The organism is Enterobacter sp. BNK-8, from assembly GCF_048685095.1.
Lineage (GTDB): Bacteria > Pseudomonadota > Gammaproteobacteria > Enterobacterales > Enterobacteriaceae > Enterobacter > Enterobacter quasiroggenkampii.
This window is the reverse complement of sequence record NZ_JBLQTN010000001.1, coordinates 3,992,963-4,007,838: the sequence shown is the minus strand read 5'-3', so window position 1 is coordinate 4,007,838 and position 14,876 is coordinate 3,992,963. Positions and strand designations below refer to the sequence as shown.

The 14,876-nt window shown below is 50.6% G+C and carries 29 protein-coding genes; 27 read left to right on the top strand and 2 right to left on the bottom strand.

Annotated elements, in window-relative coordinates; all coding sequences use genetic code 11:
- Positions 1 to 14 precede the first annotated feature (14 nt).
- From rplB to ACMGGU_RS19315, 27 genes are all read left to right on the top strand, one after another.
- Positions 15 to 836, top strand: a complete 822-nt coding sequence (gene rplB, locus ACMGGU_RS19445) for a 50S ribosomal protein L2 (protein WP_008457150.1) — start codon at positions 15 to 17, stop codon at positions 834 to 836.
- 16 nt (positions 837 to 852) lie between these two features.
- A complete protein-coding gene (rpsS, locus tag ACMGGU_RS19440) occupies positions 853 to 1,131 on the top strand; it encodes a 30S ribosomal protein S19 (protein ID WP_001138117.1) in 279 nt (92 codons plus the stop codon).
- Between the two features lie 14 nt (positions 1,132 to 1,145).
- Positions 1,146 to 1,478 (top strand): 50S ribosomal protein L22, encoded by a 333-nt coding sequence (gene rplV, locus ACMGGU_RS19435; RefSeq protein WP_002919773.1) that lies wholly within the window; start codon positions 1,146 to 1,148, stop codon positions 1,476 to 1,478.
- Between the two features lie 17 nt (positions 1,479 to 1,495).
- Positions 1,496 to 2,197: a 30S ribosomal protein S3 gene (rpsC, locus tag ACMGGU_RS19430; RefSeq protein WP_000529945.1), complete on the top strand. Its 702-nt coding sequence runs from the start codon at positions 1,496 to 1,498 to the stop codon at positions 2,195 to 2,197.
- A 12-nt stretch (positions 2,198 to 2,209) separates the two neighbouring features.
- The gene (gene rplP, locus ACMGGU_RS19425; protein ID WP_002919759.1) at positions 2,210 to 2,620 is read left to right on the top strand and encodes a 50S ribosomal protein L16; all 411 of its coding nucleotides are present in this window, start codon (positions 2,210 to 2,212) and stop codon (positions 2,618 to 2,620) included.
- Positions 2,620 to 2,811: a 50S ribosomal protein L29 gene (gene rpmC, locus ACMGGU_RS19420; RefSeq protein ID WP_003863282.1), complete on the top strand. Its 192-nt coding sequence runs from the start codon at positions 2,620 to 2,622 to the stop codon at positions 2,809 to 2,811. The genes rplP and rpmC overlap by 1 nt, the downstream gene beginning before the upstream one ends.
- Entirely contained in the window at positions 2,811 to 3,065 is a 255-nt protein-coding gene (rpsQ, locus tag ACMGGU_RS19415) for a 30S ribosomal protein S17 (protein WP_008503489.1), read from the top strand. The genes rpmC and rpsQ overlap by 1 nt, the downstream gene beginning before the upstream one ends.
- Positions 3,066 to 3,231: 166 nt before the next feature.
- On the top strand, positions 3,232 to 3,603 hold the full coding sequence (gene rplN / locus ACMGGU_RS19410; RefSeq protein WP_002919748.1) for a 50S ribosomal protein L14: 372 nt from the start codon (positions 3,232 to 3,234) through the stop codon (positions 3,601 to 3,603).
- Between the two features lie 10 nt (positions 3,604 to 3,613).
- Positions 3,614 to 3,928, top strand: a complete 315-nt coding sequence (rplX, locus tag ACMGGU_RS19405) for a 50S ribosomal protein L24 (protein WP_003863287.1) — start codon at positions 3,614 to 3,616, stop codon at positions 3,926 to 3,928.
- Between the two features lie 14 nt (positions 3,929 to 3,942).
- Positions 3,943 to 4,482, top strand: coding sequence for a 50S ribosomal protein L5 (gene rplE, locus ACMGGU_RS19400; protein ID WP_001096202.1), 540 nt, complete (start codon positions 3,943 to 3,945; stop codon positions 4,480 to 4,482).
- 14 nt (positions 4,483 to 4,496) lie between these two features.
- A complete protein-coding gene (gene rpsN / locus ACMGGU_RS19395; protein WP_003863291.1) occupies positions 4,497 to 4,802 on the top strand; it encodes a 30S ribosomal protein S14 in 306 nt (101 codons plus the stop codon).
- Positions 4,803 to 4,832: 30 nt separating this feature from the next.
- Entirely contained in the window at positions 4,833 to 5,225 is a 393-nt protein-coding gene (rpsH, locus tag ACMGGU_RS19390) for a 30S ribosomal protein S8 (protein ID WP_006178918.1), read from the top strand.
- 12 nt (positions 5,226 to 5,237) lie between these two features.
- On the top strand, positions 5,238 to 5,771 hold the full coding sequence (rplF, locus tag ACMGGU_RS19385) for a 50S ribosomal protein L6 (protein ID WP_003863296.1): 534 nt from the start codon (positions 5,238 to 5,240) through the stop codon (positions 5,769 to 5,771).
- Between the two features lie 9 nt (positions 5,772 to 5,780).
- The gene (rplR, locus tag ACMGGU_RS19380) at positions 5,781 to 6,134 is read left to right on the top strand and encodes a 50S ribosomal protein L18 (protein WP_003863297.1); all 354 of its coding nucleotides are present in this window, start codon (positions 5,781 to 5,783) and stop codon (positions 6,132 to 6,134) included.
- 14 nt (positions 6,135 to 6,148) lie between these two features.
- Positions 6,149 to 6,649 carry a 30S ribosomal protein S5 gene (gene rpsE, locus ACMGGU_RS19375; protein WP_003863299.1) on the top strand — a complete coding sequence of 167 codons (501 nt, stop codon included), beginning with the start codon at positions 6,149 to 6,151 and terminating at the stop codon, positions 6,647 to 6,649.
- 6 nt (positions 6,650 to 6,655) lie between these two features.
- A complete protein-coding gene (rpmD, locus tag ACMGGU_RS19370) occupies positions 6,656 to 6,835 on the top strand; it encodes a 50S ribosomal protein L30 (protein ID WP_003863301.1) in 180 nt (59 codons plus the stop codon).
- A gap of 3 nt (positions 6,836 to 6,838) precedes the next feature.
- Positions 6,839 to 7,273: a 50S ribosomal protein L15 gene (gene rplO, locus ACMGGU_RS19365; protein ID WP_003863304.1), complete on the top strand. Its 435-nt coding sequence runs from the start codon at positions 6,839 to 6,841 to the stop codon at positions 7,271 to 7,273.
- 7 nt (positions 7,274 to 7,280) lie between these two features.
- Positions 7,281 to 8,612 carry a preprotein translocase subunit SecY gene (secY, locus tag ACMGGU_RS19360; RefSeq protein WP_003863305.1) on the top strand — a complete coding sequence of 444 codons (1,332 nt, stop codon included), beginning with the start codon at positions 7,281 to 7,283 and terminating at the stop codon, positions 8,610 to 8,612.
- 31 nt (positions 8,613 to 8,643) lie between these two features.
- A complete protein-coding gene (rpmJ, locus tag ACMGGU_RS19355) occupies positions 8,644 to 8,760 on the top strand; it encodes a 50S ribosomal protein L36 (protein WP_000868187.1) in 117 nt (38 codons plus the stop codon).
- 146 nt (positions 8,761 to 8,906) lie between these two features.
- Positions 8,907 to 9,263 (top strand): 30S ribosomal protein S13, encoded by a 357-nt coding sequence (rpsM, locus tag ACMGGU_RS19350; RefSeq protein ID WP_003863308.1) that lies wholly within the window; start codon positions 8,907 to 8,909, stop codon positions 9,261 to 9,263.
- Between the two features lie 16 nt (positions 9,264 to 9,279).
- Positions 9,280 to 9,669 (top strand): 30S ribosomal protein S11, encoded by a 390-nt coding sequence (gene rpsK, locus ACMGGU_RS19345; RefSeq protein WP_003863312.1) that lies wholly within the window; start codon positions 9,280 to 9,282, stop codon positions 9,667 to 9,669.
- 33 nt (positions 9,670 to 9,702) lie between these two features.
- Positions 9,703 to 10,323: a 30S ribosomal protein S4 gene (rpsD, locus tag ACMGGU_RS19340; protein ID WP_004868345.1), complete on the top strand. Its 621-nt coding sequence runs from the start codon at positions 9,703 to 9,705 to the stop codon at positions 10,321 to 10,323.
- A 25-nt stretch (positions 10,324 to 10,348) separates the two neighbouring features.
- Complete coding sequence (locus ACMGGU_RS19335) at positions 10,349 to 11,338, top strand: DNA-directed RNA polymerase subunit alpha (protein ID WP_002919219.1); 990 nt, start codon at positions 10,349 to 10,351, stop codon at positions 11,336 to 11,338.
- Between the two features lie 40 nt (positions 11,339 to 11,378).
- On the top strand, positions 11,379 to 11,762 hold the full coding sequence (gene rplQ / locus ACMGGU_RS19330; protein ID WP_001216368.1) for a 50S ribosomal protein L17: 384 nt from the start codon (positions 11,379 to 11,381) through the stop codon (positions 11,760 to 11,762).
- A 107-nt stretch (positions 11,763 to 11,869) separates the two neighbouring features.
- The gene (locus tag ACMGGU_RS19325) at positions 11,870 to 12,238 is read left to right on the top strand and encodes a DUF1992 domain-containing protein (protein ID WP_420300853.1); all 369 of its coding nucleotides are present in this window, start codon (positions 11,870 to 11,872) and stop codon (positions 12,236 to 12,238) included.
- Between the two features lie 2 nt (positions 12,239 to 12,240).
- Positions 12,241 to 12,666: a Zn(2+)-responsive transcriptional regulator gene (zntR, locus tag ACMGGU_RS19320; RefSeq protein ID WP_021242972.1), complete on the top strand. Its 426-nt coding sequence runs from the start codon at positions 12,241 to 12,243 to the stop codon at positions 12,664 to 12,666.
- A 57-nt stretch (positions 12,667 to 12,723) separates the two neighbouring features.
- The gene (locus ACMGGU_RS19315) at positions 12,724 to 12,966 is read left to right on the top strand and encodes an alternative ribosome-rescue factor A (RefSeq protein WP_045909530.1); all 243 of its coding nucleotides are present in this window, start codon (positions 12,724 to 12,726) and stop codon (positions 12,964 to 12,966) included.
- Here ACMGGU_RS19315 and mscL read toward each other — a convergent pair.
- Together mscL and trkA are read right to left on the bottom strand one after the other, a co-directional pair.
- On the bottom strand, positions 12,940 to 13,350 hold the full coding sequence (gene mscL / locus ACMGGU_RS19310) for a large-conductance mechanosensitive channel protein MscL (RefSeq protein WP_025759210.1): 411 nt from the start codon (positions 13,348 to 13,350) through the stop codon (positions 12,940 to 12,942). The genes ACMGGU_RS19315 and mscL overlap by 27 nt on opposite strands.
- A gap of 146 nt (positions 13,351 to 13,496) precedes the next feature.
- Positions 13,497 to 14,873, bottom strand: coding sequence for a Trk system potassium transporter TrkA (gene trkA / locus ACMGGU_RS19305; RefSeq protein WP_048030954.1), 1,377 nt, complete (start codon positions 14,871 to 14,873; stop codon positions 13,497 to 13,499).
- Between the last annotated feature and the right edge of the window lie 3 nt (positions 14,874 to 14,876).

Here is a 14,876-nt window from a genome sequence, read left to right as displayed (position 1 = left end):
GGAGGAGTAATACAATGGCAGTTGTTAAATGTAAACCGACATCTCCGGGTCGTCGCCACGTAGTTAAAGTGGTTAACCCTGAGCTGCACAAGGGCAAACCTTTTGCTCCGTTGCTGGAAAAAAACAGCAAATCCGGTGGTCGTAACAACAATGGCCGTATCACCACTCGTCACATCGGTGGTGGCCACAAGCAGGCTTATCGTATTGTTGACTTCAAACGCAACAAAGACGGTATCCCAGCAGTTGTTGAACGTCTTGAGTACGATCCGAACCGTTCCGCGAACATCGCGCTGGTTCTGTACAAAGATGGCGAACGCCGTTACATTCTGGCCCCTAAAGGCCTGAAAGCTGGCGACCAGATTCAGTCTGGCGTTGATGCTGCAATCAAAGCAGGCAACACCCTGCCGATGCGCAATATCCCGGTTGGTTCTACCGTTCATAACGTAGAAATGAAACCAGGTAAAGGCGGTCAGCTGGCGCGTTCCGCGGGTACTTACGTTCAGATCGTTGCGCGTGATGGTGCTTATGTCACCCTGCGTCTGCGTTCTGGTGAAATGCGTAAAGTCGAAGCAGACTGCCGCGCTACTCTGGGCGAAGTTGGCAATGCTGAGCATATGCTGCGCGTTCTGGGTAAAGCAGGTGCTGCACGCTGGCGTGGTGTTCGTCCTACCGTTCGCGGTACTGCGATGAACCCAGTCGACCACCCACATGGTGGTGGTGAAGGTCGTAACTTTGGTAAGCACCCGGTATCTCCGTGGGGCGTTCAGACCAAAGGTAAGAAGACCCGCAGCAACAAGCGTACTGATAAATTTATCGTACGTCGCCGTAGCAAATAATTTTAGAGGATAAGCCATGCCACGTTCTCTCAAGAAAGGTCCTTTTATTGACCTGCACTTGCTGAAGAAGGTAGAGAAAGCGGTGGAAAGCGGAGACAAGAAGCCCCTGCGCACTTGGTCCCGTCGTTCAACGATCTTTCCTAACATGATCGGTTTGACCATCGCTGTCCATAATGGTCGTCAGCACGTTCCAGTCTTTGTTACCGACGAAATGGTTGGTCACAAACTGGGTGAATTCGCACCGACTCGTACTTATCGCGGCCACGCTGCTGATAAAAAAGCGAAGAAGAAATAAGGTAGGAGGAAGAGATGGAAACTTTAGCTCAACATCGCCATGCTCGTTCTTCTGCACAGAAGGTTCGCCTTGTTGCTGACCTGATTCGCGGTAAGAAAGTGTCGCAGGCCCTGGACATCCTGACCTATACCAACAAGAAAGCTGCGGTATTGGTCAAGAAAGTACTGGAATCTGCCATTGCTAACGCTGAACACAACGATGGCGCTGACATCGACGATCTGAAAGTCGCGAAAATTTTCGTAGATGAAGGCCCAAGCATGAAGCGCATTATGCCGCGTGCGAAAGGTCGTGCAGATCGCATCCTGAAGCGCACCAGCCACATTACTGTGGTTGTGTCCGATCGCTGAGACTCTGGAGACTAGCAATGGGTCAGAAAGTACATCCTAATGGTATTCGCCTGGGTATTGTAAAACCATGGAACTCTACCTGGTTTGCGAACACCAAAGAATTCGCTGACAACCTGGACAGCGATTTTAAAGTACGTCAGTACCTGACTAAGGAACTGGCTAAAGCGTCTGTATCTCGTATCGTTATCGAGCGTCCAGCGAAGAGCATCCGTGTGACTATTCACACTGCTCGTCCTGGCATCGTTATCGGTAAGAAAGGCGAAGACGTAGAAAAACTGCGCAAGGTCGTAGCGGATATCGCTGGCGTTCCTGCACAGATCAATATCGCTGAAGTTCGTAAGCCTGAACTGGACGCTAAATTGGTTGCTGACAGCATCACTTCTCAGCTGGAACGTCGTGTTATGTTCCGTCGTGCTATGAAGCGTGCTGTACAGAACGCAATGCGTCTGGGCGCTAAAGGTATCAAAGTTGAAGTTAGCGGCCGTCTGGGCGGCGCGGAAATCGCACGTACCGAATGGTACCGTGAAGGTCGCGTACCGCTGCACACTCTGCGTGCTGACATCGACTACAACACCTCTGAAGCGCACACCACTTACGGTGTAATCGGCGTTAAGGTATGGATCTTCAAAGGTGAGATCCTGGGTGGTATGGCTGCTGTTGAACAACCGGAAAAACCGGCTGCTCAACCTAAAAAGCAGCAGCGTAAAGGCCGTAAATAAGGAGCGTCGCTGATGTTACAACCAAAGCGTACAAAATTCCGTAAAGTGCACAAAGGCCGCAACCGTGGTCTGGCGCAGGGTACGGATGTTAGCTTCGGCACTTTCGGTCTGAAAGCTGTTGGCCGTGGTCGTCTGACTGCACGTCAGATCGAAGCAGCACGTCGTGCAATGACCCGTGCAGTTAAGCGTCAAGGTAAGATCTGGATCCGTGTATTCCCGGACAAACCGATCACCGAGAAGCCGCTGGAAGTTCGTATGGGTAAAGGTAAAGGTAACGTGGAGTACTGGGTTGCCTTGATCCAACCGGGCAAAGTCCTTTATGAAATGGACGGTGTTCCGGAAGAGCTGGCCCGTGAAGCCTTCGGCCTGGCAGCAGCGAAACTGCCTATCAAAACCACCTTTGTAACTAAGACGGTGATGTAATGAAAGCAAAAGAGCTGCGTGAAAAAAGCGTTGAAGAGCTGAACGCTGAGCTGCTGAACCTGCTGCGTGAGCAGTTCAACCTGCGTATGCAGGCTGCAAGTGGCCAGCTGCAACAGACTCACCTGCTGAAGCAAGTGCGTCGCAATGTTGCACGCGTTAAGACTTTACTGACTCAGAAGGCGGGTGCGTAATGACCGATAAAATCCGTACTCTGCAAGGTCGTGTTGTTAGCGACAAAATGGAGAAATCCATTGTTGTAGCTATCGAACGTATTGTGAAACACCCGATCTACGGTAAATTCATCAAGCGTACGACCAAACTGCACGTACATGACGAGAACAACGAATGTGGTATCGGCGACAAGGTTGAAATCCGTGAATGCCGTCCACTGTCCAAGACTAAGTCCTGGACGCTGGTTCGCGTTGTAGAGAAAGCGGTTCTGTAATACAGTACGCCTTCTCAATACGAATAAACGGCTCAGCGATGAGCCGTTTATTTTTTCTACCCATATTGCAGAAGCGGTGTTATAATGCCGCGCCCTCGATATGGGGCTTTTTAACGGCTCTGATTTTAGAGTCTCAGGTAGTAGTTGACATTAGCGGAGCACTAAAATGATCCAAGAACAGACTATGCTGAACGTCGCCGACAACTCCGGTGCACGTCGCGTAATGTGTATCAAGGTTCTGGGTGGCTCGCACCGTCGCTACGCAGGCGTAGGCGACATCATCAAGATCACCATCAAGGAAGCAATTCCACGTGGTAAGGTCAAAAAAGGTGATGTGCTGAAGGCGGTAGTGGTGCGCACCAAGAAGGGTGTTCGTCGCCCTGACGGTTCTGTCATTCGCTTCGATGGTAATGCATGCGTTATTTTAAACAATAACAGCGAGCAGCCTATCGGCACGCGTATCTTTGGGCCGGTAACTCGTGAACTTCGTACTGAGAAGTTCATGAAAATTATCTCTCTGGCACCAGAAGTACTCTAAGGAGCGAATCATGGCAGCGAAAATCCGTCGTGATGACGAAGTTATCGTGTTAACCGGTAAAGATAAAGGTAAACGCGGTAAAGTAAAAAATGTTCTGTCTTCCGGCAAACTTGTCGTTGAAGGTATCAACCTGGTTAAGAAACATCAGAAGCCGGTTCCGGCCCTGAACCAACCAGGTGGCATCGTTGAAAAAGAAGCTGCTATTCAGGTTTCTAACGTTGCAATCTTCAATGCGGCTACCGGCAAGGCTGACCGTGTAGGCTTTAGATTCGAAGACGGCAAAAAAGTCCGTTTCTTCAAGTCTAACAGCGAAACTATCAAGTAATTTGGAGTAGTACGATGGCGAAACTGCATGATTACTACAAAGACGAAGTAGTTAAGAAACTCATGACCGAGTTTAACTACAATTCTGTCATGCAAGTCCCTCGGGTCGAGAAGATCACCCTGAACATGGGTGTTGGTGAAGCGATCGCTGACAAGAAACTGCTGGATAACGCAGCAGCTGACCTGACAGCAATCTCCGGTCAAAAACCGCTGATCACCAAAGCACGCAAATCTGTTGCAGGCTTCAAAATCCGTCAGGGCTATCCGATCGGCTGTAAAGTAACTCTGCGTGGCGAACGCATGTGGGAGTTCTTTGAGCGCCTGATCACTATTGCTGTTCCACGTATCCGTGACTTCCGTGGCTTGTCCGCTAAGTCTTTCGACGGTCGTGGTAACTACAGCATGGGTGTCCGTGAGCAGATCATCTTCCCAGAAATCGACTACGATAAAGTCGACCGCGTGCGTGGTTTGGATATTACCATTACCACTACTGCGAAATCTGACGAAGAAGGCCGTGCTCTGCTGGCTGCCTTTGACTTCCCGTTCCGCAAGTAAGGTAGGGTTACTGAATGGCTAAGCAATCAATGAAAGCACGCGAAGTAAAGCGCGTAGCTTTAGCTGATAAATTCTTCGCTAAACGCGCTGAACTGAAAGCGATCATTTCTGATGTGAACGCTTCCGACGAAGATCGTTGGAATGCGGTTCTCAAGCTGCAGTCTCTGCCGCGTGATTCCAGCCCGTCTCGTCAGCGTAACCGCTGTCGTCAAACAGGTCGTCCACATGGTTATGTGGGCAAGTTTGGGTTGAGCCGTATCAAACTGCGTGAAGCCGCTATGCGCGGTGAAGTGCCAGGCTTGAAAAAGGCTAGCTGGTAATTACCAATTGAATCACGGGAGTAAAGACAGATGAGCATGCAAGATCCGATCGCGGATATGCTGACCCGTATCCGTAACGGTCAGGCCGCGAACAAAGTTGCGGTCACCATGCCTTCCGCCAAGCTGAAAGTGGCAATTGCCAACGTGCTGAAGGAAGAAGGTTTTATCGAAGATTTTAAAGTTGAAGGCGACACCAAGCCGGAACTGGAACTTACTCTCAAGTATTTCCAGGGTAAAGCTGTTGTAGAAAGCATTCAGCGTGTCAGCCGCCCAGGCCTGCGCATCTATAAGAAAAAAGATGAGCTGCCAAAAGTTATGGCTGGTCTTGGTATCGCAGTTGTTTCTACCTCTAAAGGTGTTATGACTGATCGTGCAGCGCGCCAGGCTGGTCTTGGTGGCGAAATTATCTGCTACGTAGCCTAATCGGAGGAAAGAATGTCTCGTGTTGCTAAAGCACCGGTCGTTATTCCTGCCGGCGTTGATGTAAAAATCGACGGTCAGGTTATTACGATCAAAGGTAAAAACGGCGAGCTGACTCGTACCCTCAACAAAGCTGTTGAAGTTAAACATGCAGATAACGCTCTGACCTTCGGTCCACGTGATGGTTTCGTGGATGGATGGGCTCAGGCTGGTACCGCGCGTGCCCTGCTGAACTCAATGGTTGTTGGTGTTACCGAAGGCTTCACTAAAAAGCTTCAGCTGGTTGGTGTAGGTTATCGTGCAGCTATCAAAGGGAATGCAGTAGGCCTGTCTCTGGGCTTCTCACACCCTGTTGAGCATCCGCTGCCGGCCGGTATCACTGCAGAATGCCCGACTCAAACTGAAATCGTGCTGAAAGGCGCTGATAAACAGCTGATCGGTCAGGTTGCAGCAGATCTGCGCGCCTACCGTCGTCCTGAGCCTTACAAAGGCAAGGGTGTTCGTTACGCCGACGAAGTCGTGCGTACCAAAGAGGCTAAGAAGAAGTAAGGTAACACTATGGATAAGAAATCTGCTCGTATCCGTCGTGCGACCCGCGCACGCCGCAAGCTCAAAGAGCTGGGTGCAACTCGCCTGGTGGTACATCGTACCCCGCGTCATATTTACGCACAGGTAATTGCACCGAACGGTTCTGAAGTTCTGGTAGCTGCTTCTACTGTAGAAAAAGCTATCTCAGAACAATTGAAGTACACCGGTAACAAAGACGCCGCTGCAGCTGTAGGTAAAGCTGTTGCTGAACGCGCTCTGGAAAAAGGCATCAGCAATGTTTCCTTTGACCGTTCCGGGTTCCAATATCATGGTCGTGTCCAGGCACTGGCAGATGCTGCCCGTGAAGCTGGCCTTCAGTTCTAAGGTAGAGGTGTAAGATGGCTCACATCGAAAAACAGGCTGGCGAACTGCAGGAAAAGCTGATCGCGGTAAACCGCGTATCTAAAACCGTTAAAGGTGGTCGTATTTTCTCCTTCACAGCTCTGACTGTAGTAGGCGATGGTAACGGTCGCGTTGGTTTTGGTTACGGTAAAGCGCGTGAAGTTCCAGCAGCGATCCAGAAAGCGATGGAAAAAGCCCGTCGCAACATGATTAACGTCGCGCTGAACAACGGCACCCTGCAGCACCCAGTTAAAGGTGTTCACACGGGTTCTCGTGTATTCATGCAGCCAGCTTCAGAAGGTACCGGTATCATCGCCGGTGGTGCAATGCGCGCCGTTCTGGAAGTTGCTGGGGTTCATAACGTTCTGGCTAAAGCATATGGTTCCACCAACCCGATCAACGTGGTTCGTGCAACTATTGATGGCCTGGAAAATATGAATTCTCCAGAAATGGTCGCTGCCAAGCGTGGTAAATCCGTTGAAGAAATTCTGGGGTAATTGACCATGGCAAAGACTATTAAAATCACTCAAACCCGCAGTGCAATCGGTCGTCTGCCGAAACACAAGGCAACGCTGCTTGGCCTGGGTCTGCGTCGTATTGGTCATACCGTTGAGCGCGAGGATACTCCTGCTGTTCGTGGTATGGTCAACGCGGTTTACTTCATGGTTAAAGTTGAGGAGTAAGAGATGCGTTTAAATACTCTGTCTCCGGCCGAAGGCTCTAAAAAGGCGGGTAAACGCCTGGGTCGTGGTATCGGTTCTGGCCTCGGCAAAACCGGTGGTCGTGGTCACAAAGGTCAGAACTCTCGTTCTGGCGGTGGCGTACGTCGCGGTTTCGAGGGTGGCCAGATGCCACTGTACCGTCGTCTGCCGAAGTTCGGCTTCACCTCTCGCAAAGCAGCGATCACAGCGGAAATCCGTCTGTCTGACCTGGCGAAAGTTGAAGGCGGCGTTGTAGACCTGAACACGCTGAAAGCAGCAAACATTATCGGTATCCAGATCGAGTTCGCGAAAGTGATCCTGGCTGGTGAAGTTTCTACTCCGGTAACTGTTCGTGGCCTGCGTGTTACTAAAGGTGCTCGTGCTGCTATCGAAGCTGCTGGCGGTAAAATTGAGGAATAAGTAGCAGATGGCTAAGCAACCGGGATTAGATTTTCAAAGTGCCAAAGGTGGATTTGGCGAGCTGAAACGCAGACTGCTGTTTGTTATCGGCGCGCTGATTGTGTTCCGTATTGGCTCTTTTATTCCGATCCCTGGTATCGATGCCGCTGTACTTGCCAAACTGCTTGAGCAACAGCGAGGCACCATCATTGAAATGTTCAACATGTTCTCTGGTGGTGCTCTCAGCCGTGCTTCTATCTTCGCATTGGGTATTATGCCGTACATTTCGGCATCTATTATTATCCAGCTGCTGACGGTCGTTCATCCGGCCCTGGCAGAGTTGAAGAAAGAAGGGGAGTCTGGACGTCGTAAGATTAGTCAGTACACCCGTTACGGTACTCTGGTGCTGGCAATATTCCAGTCGATCGGTATTGCTACCGGTCTGCCGAATATGCCTGGTATGCAGGGCCTGGTGTTAAACCCGGGCTTTGCATTCTACTTCACCGCTGTTGTAAGTCTGGTCACAGGGACAATGTTCCTGATGTGGCTCGGCGAACAGATTACTGAGCGTGGTATCGGTAACGGTATCTCAATCATTATCTTCGCCGGTATTGTTGCGGGCCTCCCGCCAGCCATCGCCCACACTATCGAGCAAGCGCGTCAAGGCGACCTGCACTTCCTCCTGTTGCTGTTGGTTGCAGTATTAGTATTTGCAGTGACGTTCTTTGTTGTCTTCGTTGAACGTGGTCAACGCCGCATTGTGGTGAACTACGCTAAACGTCAGCAAGGTCGTCGTGTCTATGCTGCACAGAGCACACATTTACCGCTGAAAGTGAACATGGCGGGGGTTATCCCGGCTATCTTCGCTTCCAGTATTATTCTGTTCCCGGCGACCATCGCGTCATGGTTCGGGGGCGGTACTGGTTGGAACTGGCTGACAACAATTTCGCTGTATTTGCAGCCTGGGCAACCACTTTATGTGTTACTCTATGCGTCTGCGATCATCTTCTTCTGTTTCTTCTACACGGCGTTGGTCTTCAACCCGCGTGAAACAGCAGATAACCTGAAGAAGTCCGGTGCATTTGTACCAGGAATTCGTCCGGGAGAGCAAACGGCGAAGTATATCGATAAAGTAATGACCCGCCTGACTTTGGTTGGTGCGCTCTATATTACTTTTATCTGCCTGATCCCGGAGTTCATGCGTGATGCAATGAAAGTACCGTTCTACTTCGGTGGGACCTCACTGCTTATCGTTGTTGTCGTGATTATGGACTTTATGGCTCAAGTGCAAACTCTGATGATGTCCAGTCAGTATGAGTCTGCATTGAAGAAGGCGAACCTGAAAGGCTACGGCCGCTAATTGGTCGCCTGAGAAGTTACGGAGAGTAAAAATGAAAGTTCGTGCTTCCGTCAAGAAATTATGCCGTAACTGCAAAATCGTTAAGCGTGATGGTGTCATCCGTGTGATTTGCAGTGCCGAGCCGAAGCATAAACAGCGCCAAGGCTGATTATTTCGCATATTTTTCTTGCAAAGTTGGGTTGAGCTGGCTAGATTAGCCAGCCAATCTTTTGTATGTCTGTACGTTTCCATTTGAGTATCCTGAAAACGGGCTTTTCAGCATGGTGCGTACATATTAAATAGTAGGAGTGCATAGTGGCCCGTATAGCAGGCATTAACATTCCTGATCAGAAACATGCTGTGATCGCATTAACTTCGATCTACGGCGTCGGCAAGACCCGTTCTAAAGCCATTCTGGCTGCAGCGGGTATCGCTGAAGATGTTAAGATCAGTGAGCTGTCTGAAGAACAAATCGACACGCTGCGTGACGAAGTTGCCAAATTTGTCGTTGAAGGTGATCTGCGCCGTGAAATCAGCATGAGCATCAAGCGCCTGATGGATCTTGGTTGCTATCGCGGTTTGCGTCATCGTCGTGGTCTGCCAGTGCGCGGTCAGCGTACTAAGACCAACGCACGTACCCGTAAGGGTCCGCGCAAACCGATCAAGAAATAATCGGGGTGATTGAATAATGGCAAAGGCACCAGTTCGTGCACGTAAACGTGTAAGAAAACAAGTCTCTGACGGCGTGGCTCATATCCATGCTTCTTTCAACAACACCATCGTTACTATTACTGATCGTCAGGGTAACGCATTGGGTTGGGCAACAGCCGGTGGTTCCGGTTTCCGTGGTTCTCGCAAATCCACTCCGTTCGCAGCTCAGGTTGCAGCAGAGCGTTGCGCTGAAGCCGTAAAAGAATACGGCATCAAGAATCTGGAAGTTATGGTTAAAGGTCCGGGTCCGGGTCGTGAATCTACTGTTCGCGCTCTGAACGCCGCTGGTTTCCGCATCACGAATATTACTGATGTGACTCCGATCCCTCATAACGGTTGTCGTCCGCCGAAAAAACGTCGCGTATAACGCTCCGTTTTTTAGGTTAGTTGGAGATAGAAAATGGCAAGATATTTGGGTCCTAAGCTCAAGCTGAGCCGTCGTGAGGGCACCGACTTATTCCTTAAGTCTGGCGTTCGCGCGATCGATACCAAGTGTAAAATTGAACAAGCTCCTGGCCAGCACGGTGCGCGTAAACCGCGTCTGTCTGACTATGGTGTGCAGTTGCGTGAAAAGCAAAAAGTTCGCCGTATGTACGGTGTGCTGGAGCGTCAGTTCCGTAACTACTATAAAGAAGCAGCACGTCTGAAAGGCAACACAGGTGAAAACCTGCTGGCTCTGCTGGAAGGTCGTCTGGACAACGTTGTATACCGTATGGGCTTCGGCGCTACTCGTGCTGAATCACGTCAGCTGGTTAGCCACAAAGCAATCATGGTAAACGGTCGTGTTGTTAACATCGCTTCTTATCAGGTTAAAGCGAATGACGTTGTTAGCATTCGTGAGAAAGCGAAAAAGCAATCTCGCGTGAAGGCCGCTCTGGAGCTGGCTGAGCAGCGTGAAAAGCCAACCTGGCTGGAAGTTGATGCTGGCAAGATGGAAGGTACGTTCAAGCGTCAGCCAGAACGTTCTGATCTGTCTGCGGACATTAACGAACACCTGATCGTCGAGCTTTACTCCAAGTAAAGCTTAGTACCAAAGAGAGGACACAATGCAGGGTTCTGTGACAGAGTTTCTAAAACCGCGCCTGGTAGATATCGAGCAAGTGAGTTCGACGCACGCCAAGGTGACCCTTGAGCCTTTAGAGCGTGGCTTTGGCCATACTCTGGGTAACGCACTGCGCCGTATTCTGCTCTCATCGATGCCGGGTTGCGCGGTGACCGAGGTTGAGATTGATGGTGTACTTCATGAGTACAGCACCAAAGAAGGCGTTCAGGAAGATATCCTTGAAATCCTGCTCAACCTGAAAGGGCTGGCGGTGAGAGTTCAGGGTAAAGATGAAGTTATTCTTACTCTGAATAAATCTGGCATTGGCCCTGTGACTGCAGCCGACATCACCCACGACGGTGATGTTGAAATCGTCAAGCCGCAGCACGTGATCTGCCACCTGACCGATGAGAACGCAGCAATTAGCATGCGTATCAAAGTTCAGCGCGGTCGTGGTTATGTGCCGGCTTCTGCCCGAATTCATTCGGAAGAAGATGAGCGCCCAATCGGCCGTCTGCTGGTCGACGCATGCTACAGCCCTGTAGAGCGTATTGCCTACAATGTTGAAGCAGCGCGTGTAGAACAGCGTACCGACCTGGACAAGCTGGTCATCGAAATGGAAACCAACGGCACAATCGATCCTGAAGAGGCGATTCGTCGTGCGGCAACCATCCTGGCAGAACAACTGGAAGCTTTCGTTGACTTACGTGATGTACGTCAGCCGGAAGTGAAAGAAGAGAAACCAGAATTCGATCCGATCCTGCTGCGCCCTGTTGACGATCTCGAATTGACTGTCCGCTCTGCTAACTGCCTCAAGGCAGAAGCTATCCACTATATCGGTGATCTGGTACAGCGTACCGAGGTTGAGTTGCTGAAAACGCCGAACCTGGGTAAAAAATCTCTTACTGAGATTAAAGACGTGCTGGCTTCACGTGGTCTGTCTCTGGGCATGCGCCTGGAAAACTGGCCACCGGCAAGCATTGCTGACGAGTAACCGGATCACAGGTTAAGGTTTTACTGAGAAGGATAAGGTCATGCGCCATCGTAAGAGTGGTCGTCAACTGAACCGCAACAGCAGCCATCGCCAGGCTATGTTCCGCAACATGGCAGGTTCACTGGTTCGTCATGAGATCATCAAGACGACCCTGCCTAAAGCGAAAGAGCTGCGTCGCGTAGTTGAGCCGCTGATTACTCTTGCCAAGACTGACAGCGTTGCTAATCGTCGTCTGGCATTCGCCCGTACTCGTGATAACGAGATCGTGGCAAAACTGTTTAACGAACTGGGCCCGCGTTTCGCGAGCCGTGCCGGTGGTTACACTCGCATTCTGAAGTGTGGTTTCCGTGCAGGCGACAACGCGCCGATGGCTTACATCGAGCTGGTTGATCGTTCAGAGAAAGCAGAAGCTGCTGCAGAGTAATCTGCAGTAACGTAAAAAAACCCGCTCCGGCGGGTTTTTTTATATCCGCGATATCCCCACTTCTCTACAATGCCTGTATCAATTCTGTTCATCCTCTGGAGCTGGTAATGTGGTTGCTCGACCAGTGGGCAGAACGCCATATTCGCGATGCCCAAAAAAAAGGTGAATTCGACGATCTTCCGGGACGCGGCGAACCCCTTGTGCTTGACGATGACTCGCACATTGCGCCTGAACTACGGGCGGGCTACCGTTTACTGAAAAATGCAGGCTGTCTCCCTCCGGAACTTGAACAGCGCAGAGAGGCTGTTGAACTGGCCGATCTGCTGAAAGGGATCCGTCAGGACGATCCACGACATTCTGAACTGAGCCGCCGTCTGGCCCTGCTTGAACTTAAGCTGCGCCAGGCAGGAATGAACACTGACTTTCTGCACGGTCAATACGGTGAAAGCTTGTTGCGGAAAATTAACGAGGAGTAGTTATGTACCGTATCGGTGAACTTGCGAAGCTCGCTAACGTCACGCCGGATACCATCCGATATTACGAAAAGCAGCAGATGATCGACCATGAAGTCCGTACTGAAGGTGGCTTTCGACTTTATACCGATAACGATCTGCAGCGCCTACGGTTTATTCGTTATGCGCGCCAGCTCGGTTTCACATTAGACTCGATCCGCGAGCTATTATCGATCCGCATCGATCCGGCACATCATACCTGCCAGGAGTCTAAAAGCATTGTGCAGGCCCGGCTGGATGAAGTAGAAGCACGCATCCAGGAACTGCAAACCATGCAGCGCTCTCTGCAAAGGCTGAATGATGCTTGTTGCGGTACGGCCCACAGTAGTATTTATTGTTCCATACTGGAAGCCCTTGAACAGGGGGCCAGTGGAGAAACCGAGGACTGTTGATTTTTAGTCCATCCGGATCTAGACTCCCGTCGTCATAAACCATGCTCAGGAGAATTTATGAGCCGCTATCAGCACACGAAAGGACAGATAAAAGACAATGCCATTGAGGCACTACTTCACGACCCGCTATTCAGACAGCGTGTTGAGAAGAATAAAAAAGGGAAAGGGAGTTATCTACGTAAAGACAAGCATGCAAAACGGGGTAACTGGGAGGCCAGTGGCAAACAAGCGAATCGCTTATTTACCACTGGCCTTCCTGCTTTAAGCTTTCGATTAAACGCGGTTGTTCTGCTCTTTTAACAGATCGCGAATCTCACTCAGCAGCACTTCTTCTTTTGTAGGTGCAGGCGCCGCTGCCGGCTCTTCTTTTTTACGGTTCAGCTTGTTGATCAGCTTGATAGCCATAAAAATGGCAAACGCCACAATCACGAAATCAAATACGTTCTGAATAAATACGCCGTAGTGCATCACGACTGCCGGAACATCACCTTGTGCTTCACGCAGCGTGAAAGCGAATTGTTTGAAATCAATGCCCCCGATCAGCAACCCTAAAGGTGGCATGATAATGTCGGCCACTAATGATGAAACAATCTTGCCGAATGCCGCACCAATAATGACACCCACTGCCAAATCCACCACGTTTCCGCGCATCGCAAATTCGCGAAATTCTTTAATAAAACTCATTTTGTTCTCCTTGTGCCAGCTGACGACTATAAGTTTAACAAATGATTAGCTAATTGCCATTCGGGATAATTAAACGTTATGAAAAATAAAAGGCACAGAAATGAAAAGGATAAAGGTCGGGTGCACTTTTTCAGGCACCCGACACATTAAAGGAAGAATGGGCTGGGCTGGAATAAACGTTCGACGTCGGTAATAAACTTTTTATCGGTAAGGAACATAATAACGTGATCGCCTTGCTCAATACGTAAATTATCATTGGCAATCATGACATCATTTCCGCGCACAACGGCACCGATAATCGTTCCCGGTGGCAGCTTAATTTCGTCTATCGAACGGCCCACGACGCGTGACGTGGTTTCATCTCCGTGCGCCACGGCTTCAATGGCTTCCGCGACACCGCGGCGGAGCGATGACACCCCGACAATATCCGCTTTACGCACATGGCTCAGGAGCGCGGAAATGGTCGCCTGCTGAGGTGAAATGGCAATATCAATGACGCTGCCCTGCACCAGATCAACGTATGCCCGACGCTGGATAAGCACCATGACCTTTTTGGCCCCCATGCGTTTGGCGAGCATGGCGGACATTATATTCGCTTCATCGTCGTTGGTGACGGCAATAAAGAGATCAACTTGATCAATATGCTCTTCAGCCAGTAATTCCTGATCGGACGCATCGCCATAAAATACGATCGTATTTTGCAGTTTTTCCGCCAGTTCAGCAGCACGCTGCTGATCGCGCTCGATCAACTTCACGCTGTAATCTTTTTCCAGCCGGTGTGCCAGACCTGCACCGATATTGCCGCCGCCGACCAGCATAATGCGTTTATAGGGTTTTTCCAGACGCTGAAGTTCACTCATCACCGCACGAATATGCTGTGAAGCCGCAATAAAGAAGACTTCATCACCGGCTTCGACAATCGTGGAACCCTGCGGGCGGATTGGCCTGTCATGACGGAAGATGGCTGCGACGCGCGTATCAATATGCGGCATGTGCTCGCGCATGGTGGAAAGCGCATTGCCGATCAATGGCCCCCCGTAATAGGCCTTGACGACGGCCAGGCTCACTTTACCTTCGGCAAAGTTCACCACCTGCAGGGCGCCCGGATATTCGATCAGACGGTAGATGTTATCGATAACCAGCTGTTCTGGGGCGATGAGATGATCAATAGGGACCGCTTCCGAGTTAAACAGTTTCTCAGTATCGCGGACATAGTCCGGAGAACGGATGCGCGCGATTCGGTTTGGCGTGTTGAAAAGCGAGTAGGCCACCTGACAGGCCACCATATTGGTTTCGTCAGAACTGGTCACCGCAACCAGCATATCGGCATCGTCAGCGCCCGCCTCACGAAGAACGCGCGGGTGCGAACCATGGCCCTGCACAACGCGCAGGTCAAATTTGTCCTGCAAAACACGCAGGCGATCGCCGTTGGTATCCACGATGGTGATGTCGTTGTTTTCGCCAACCAGGTTTTCCGCCAGCGTTCCGCCAACCTGTCCTGCGCCCAGAATGATAATCTTCATATC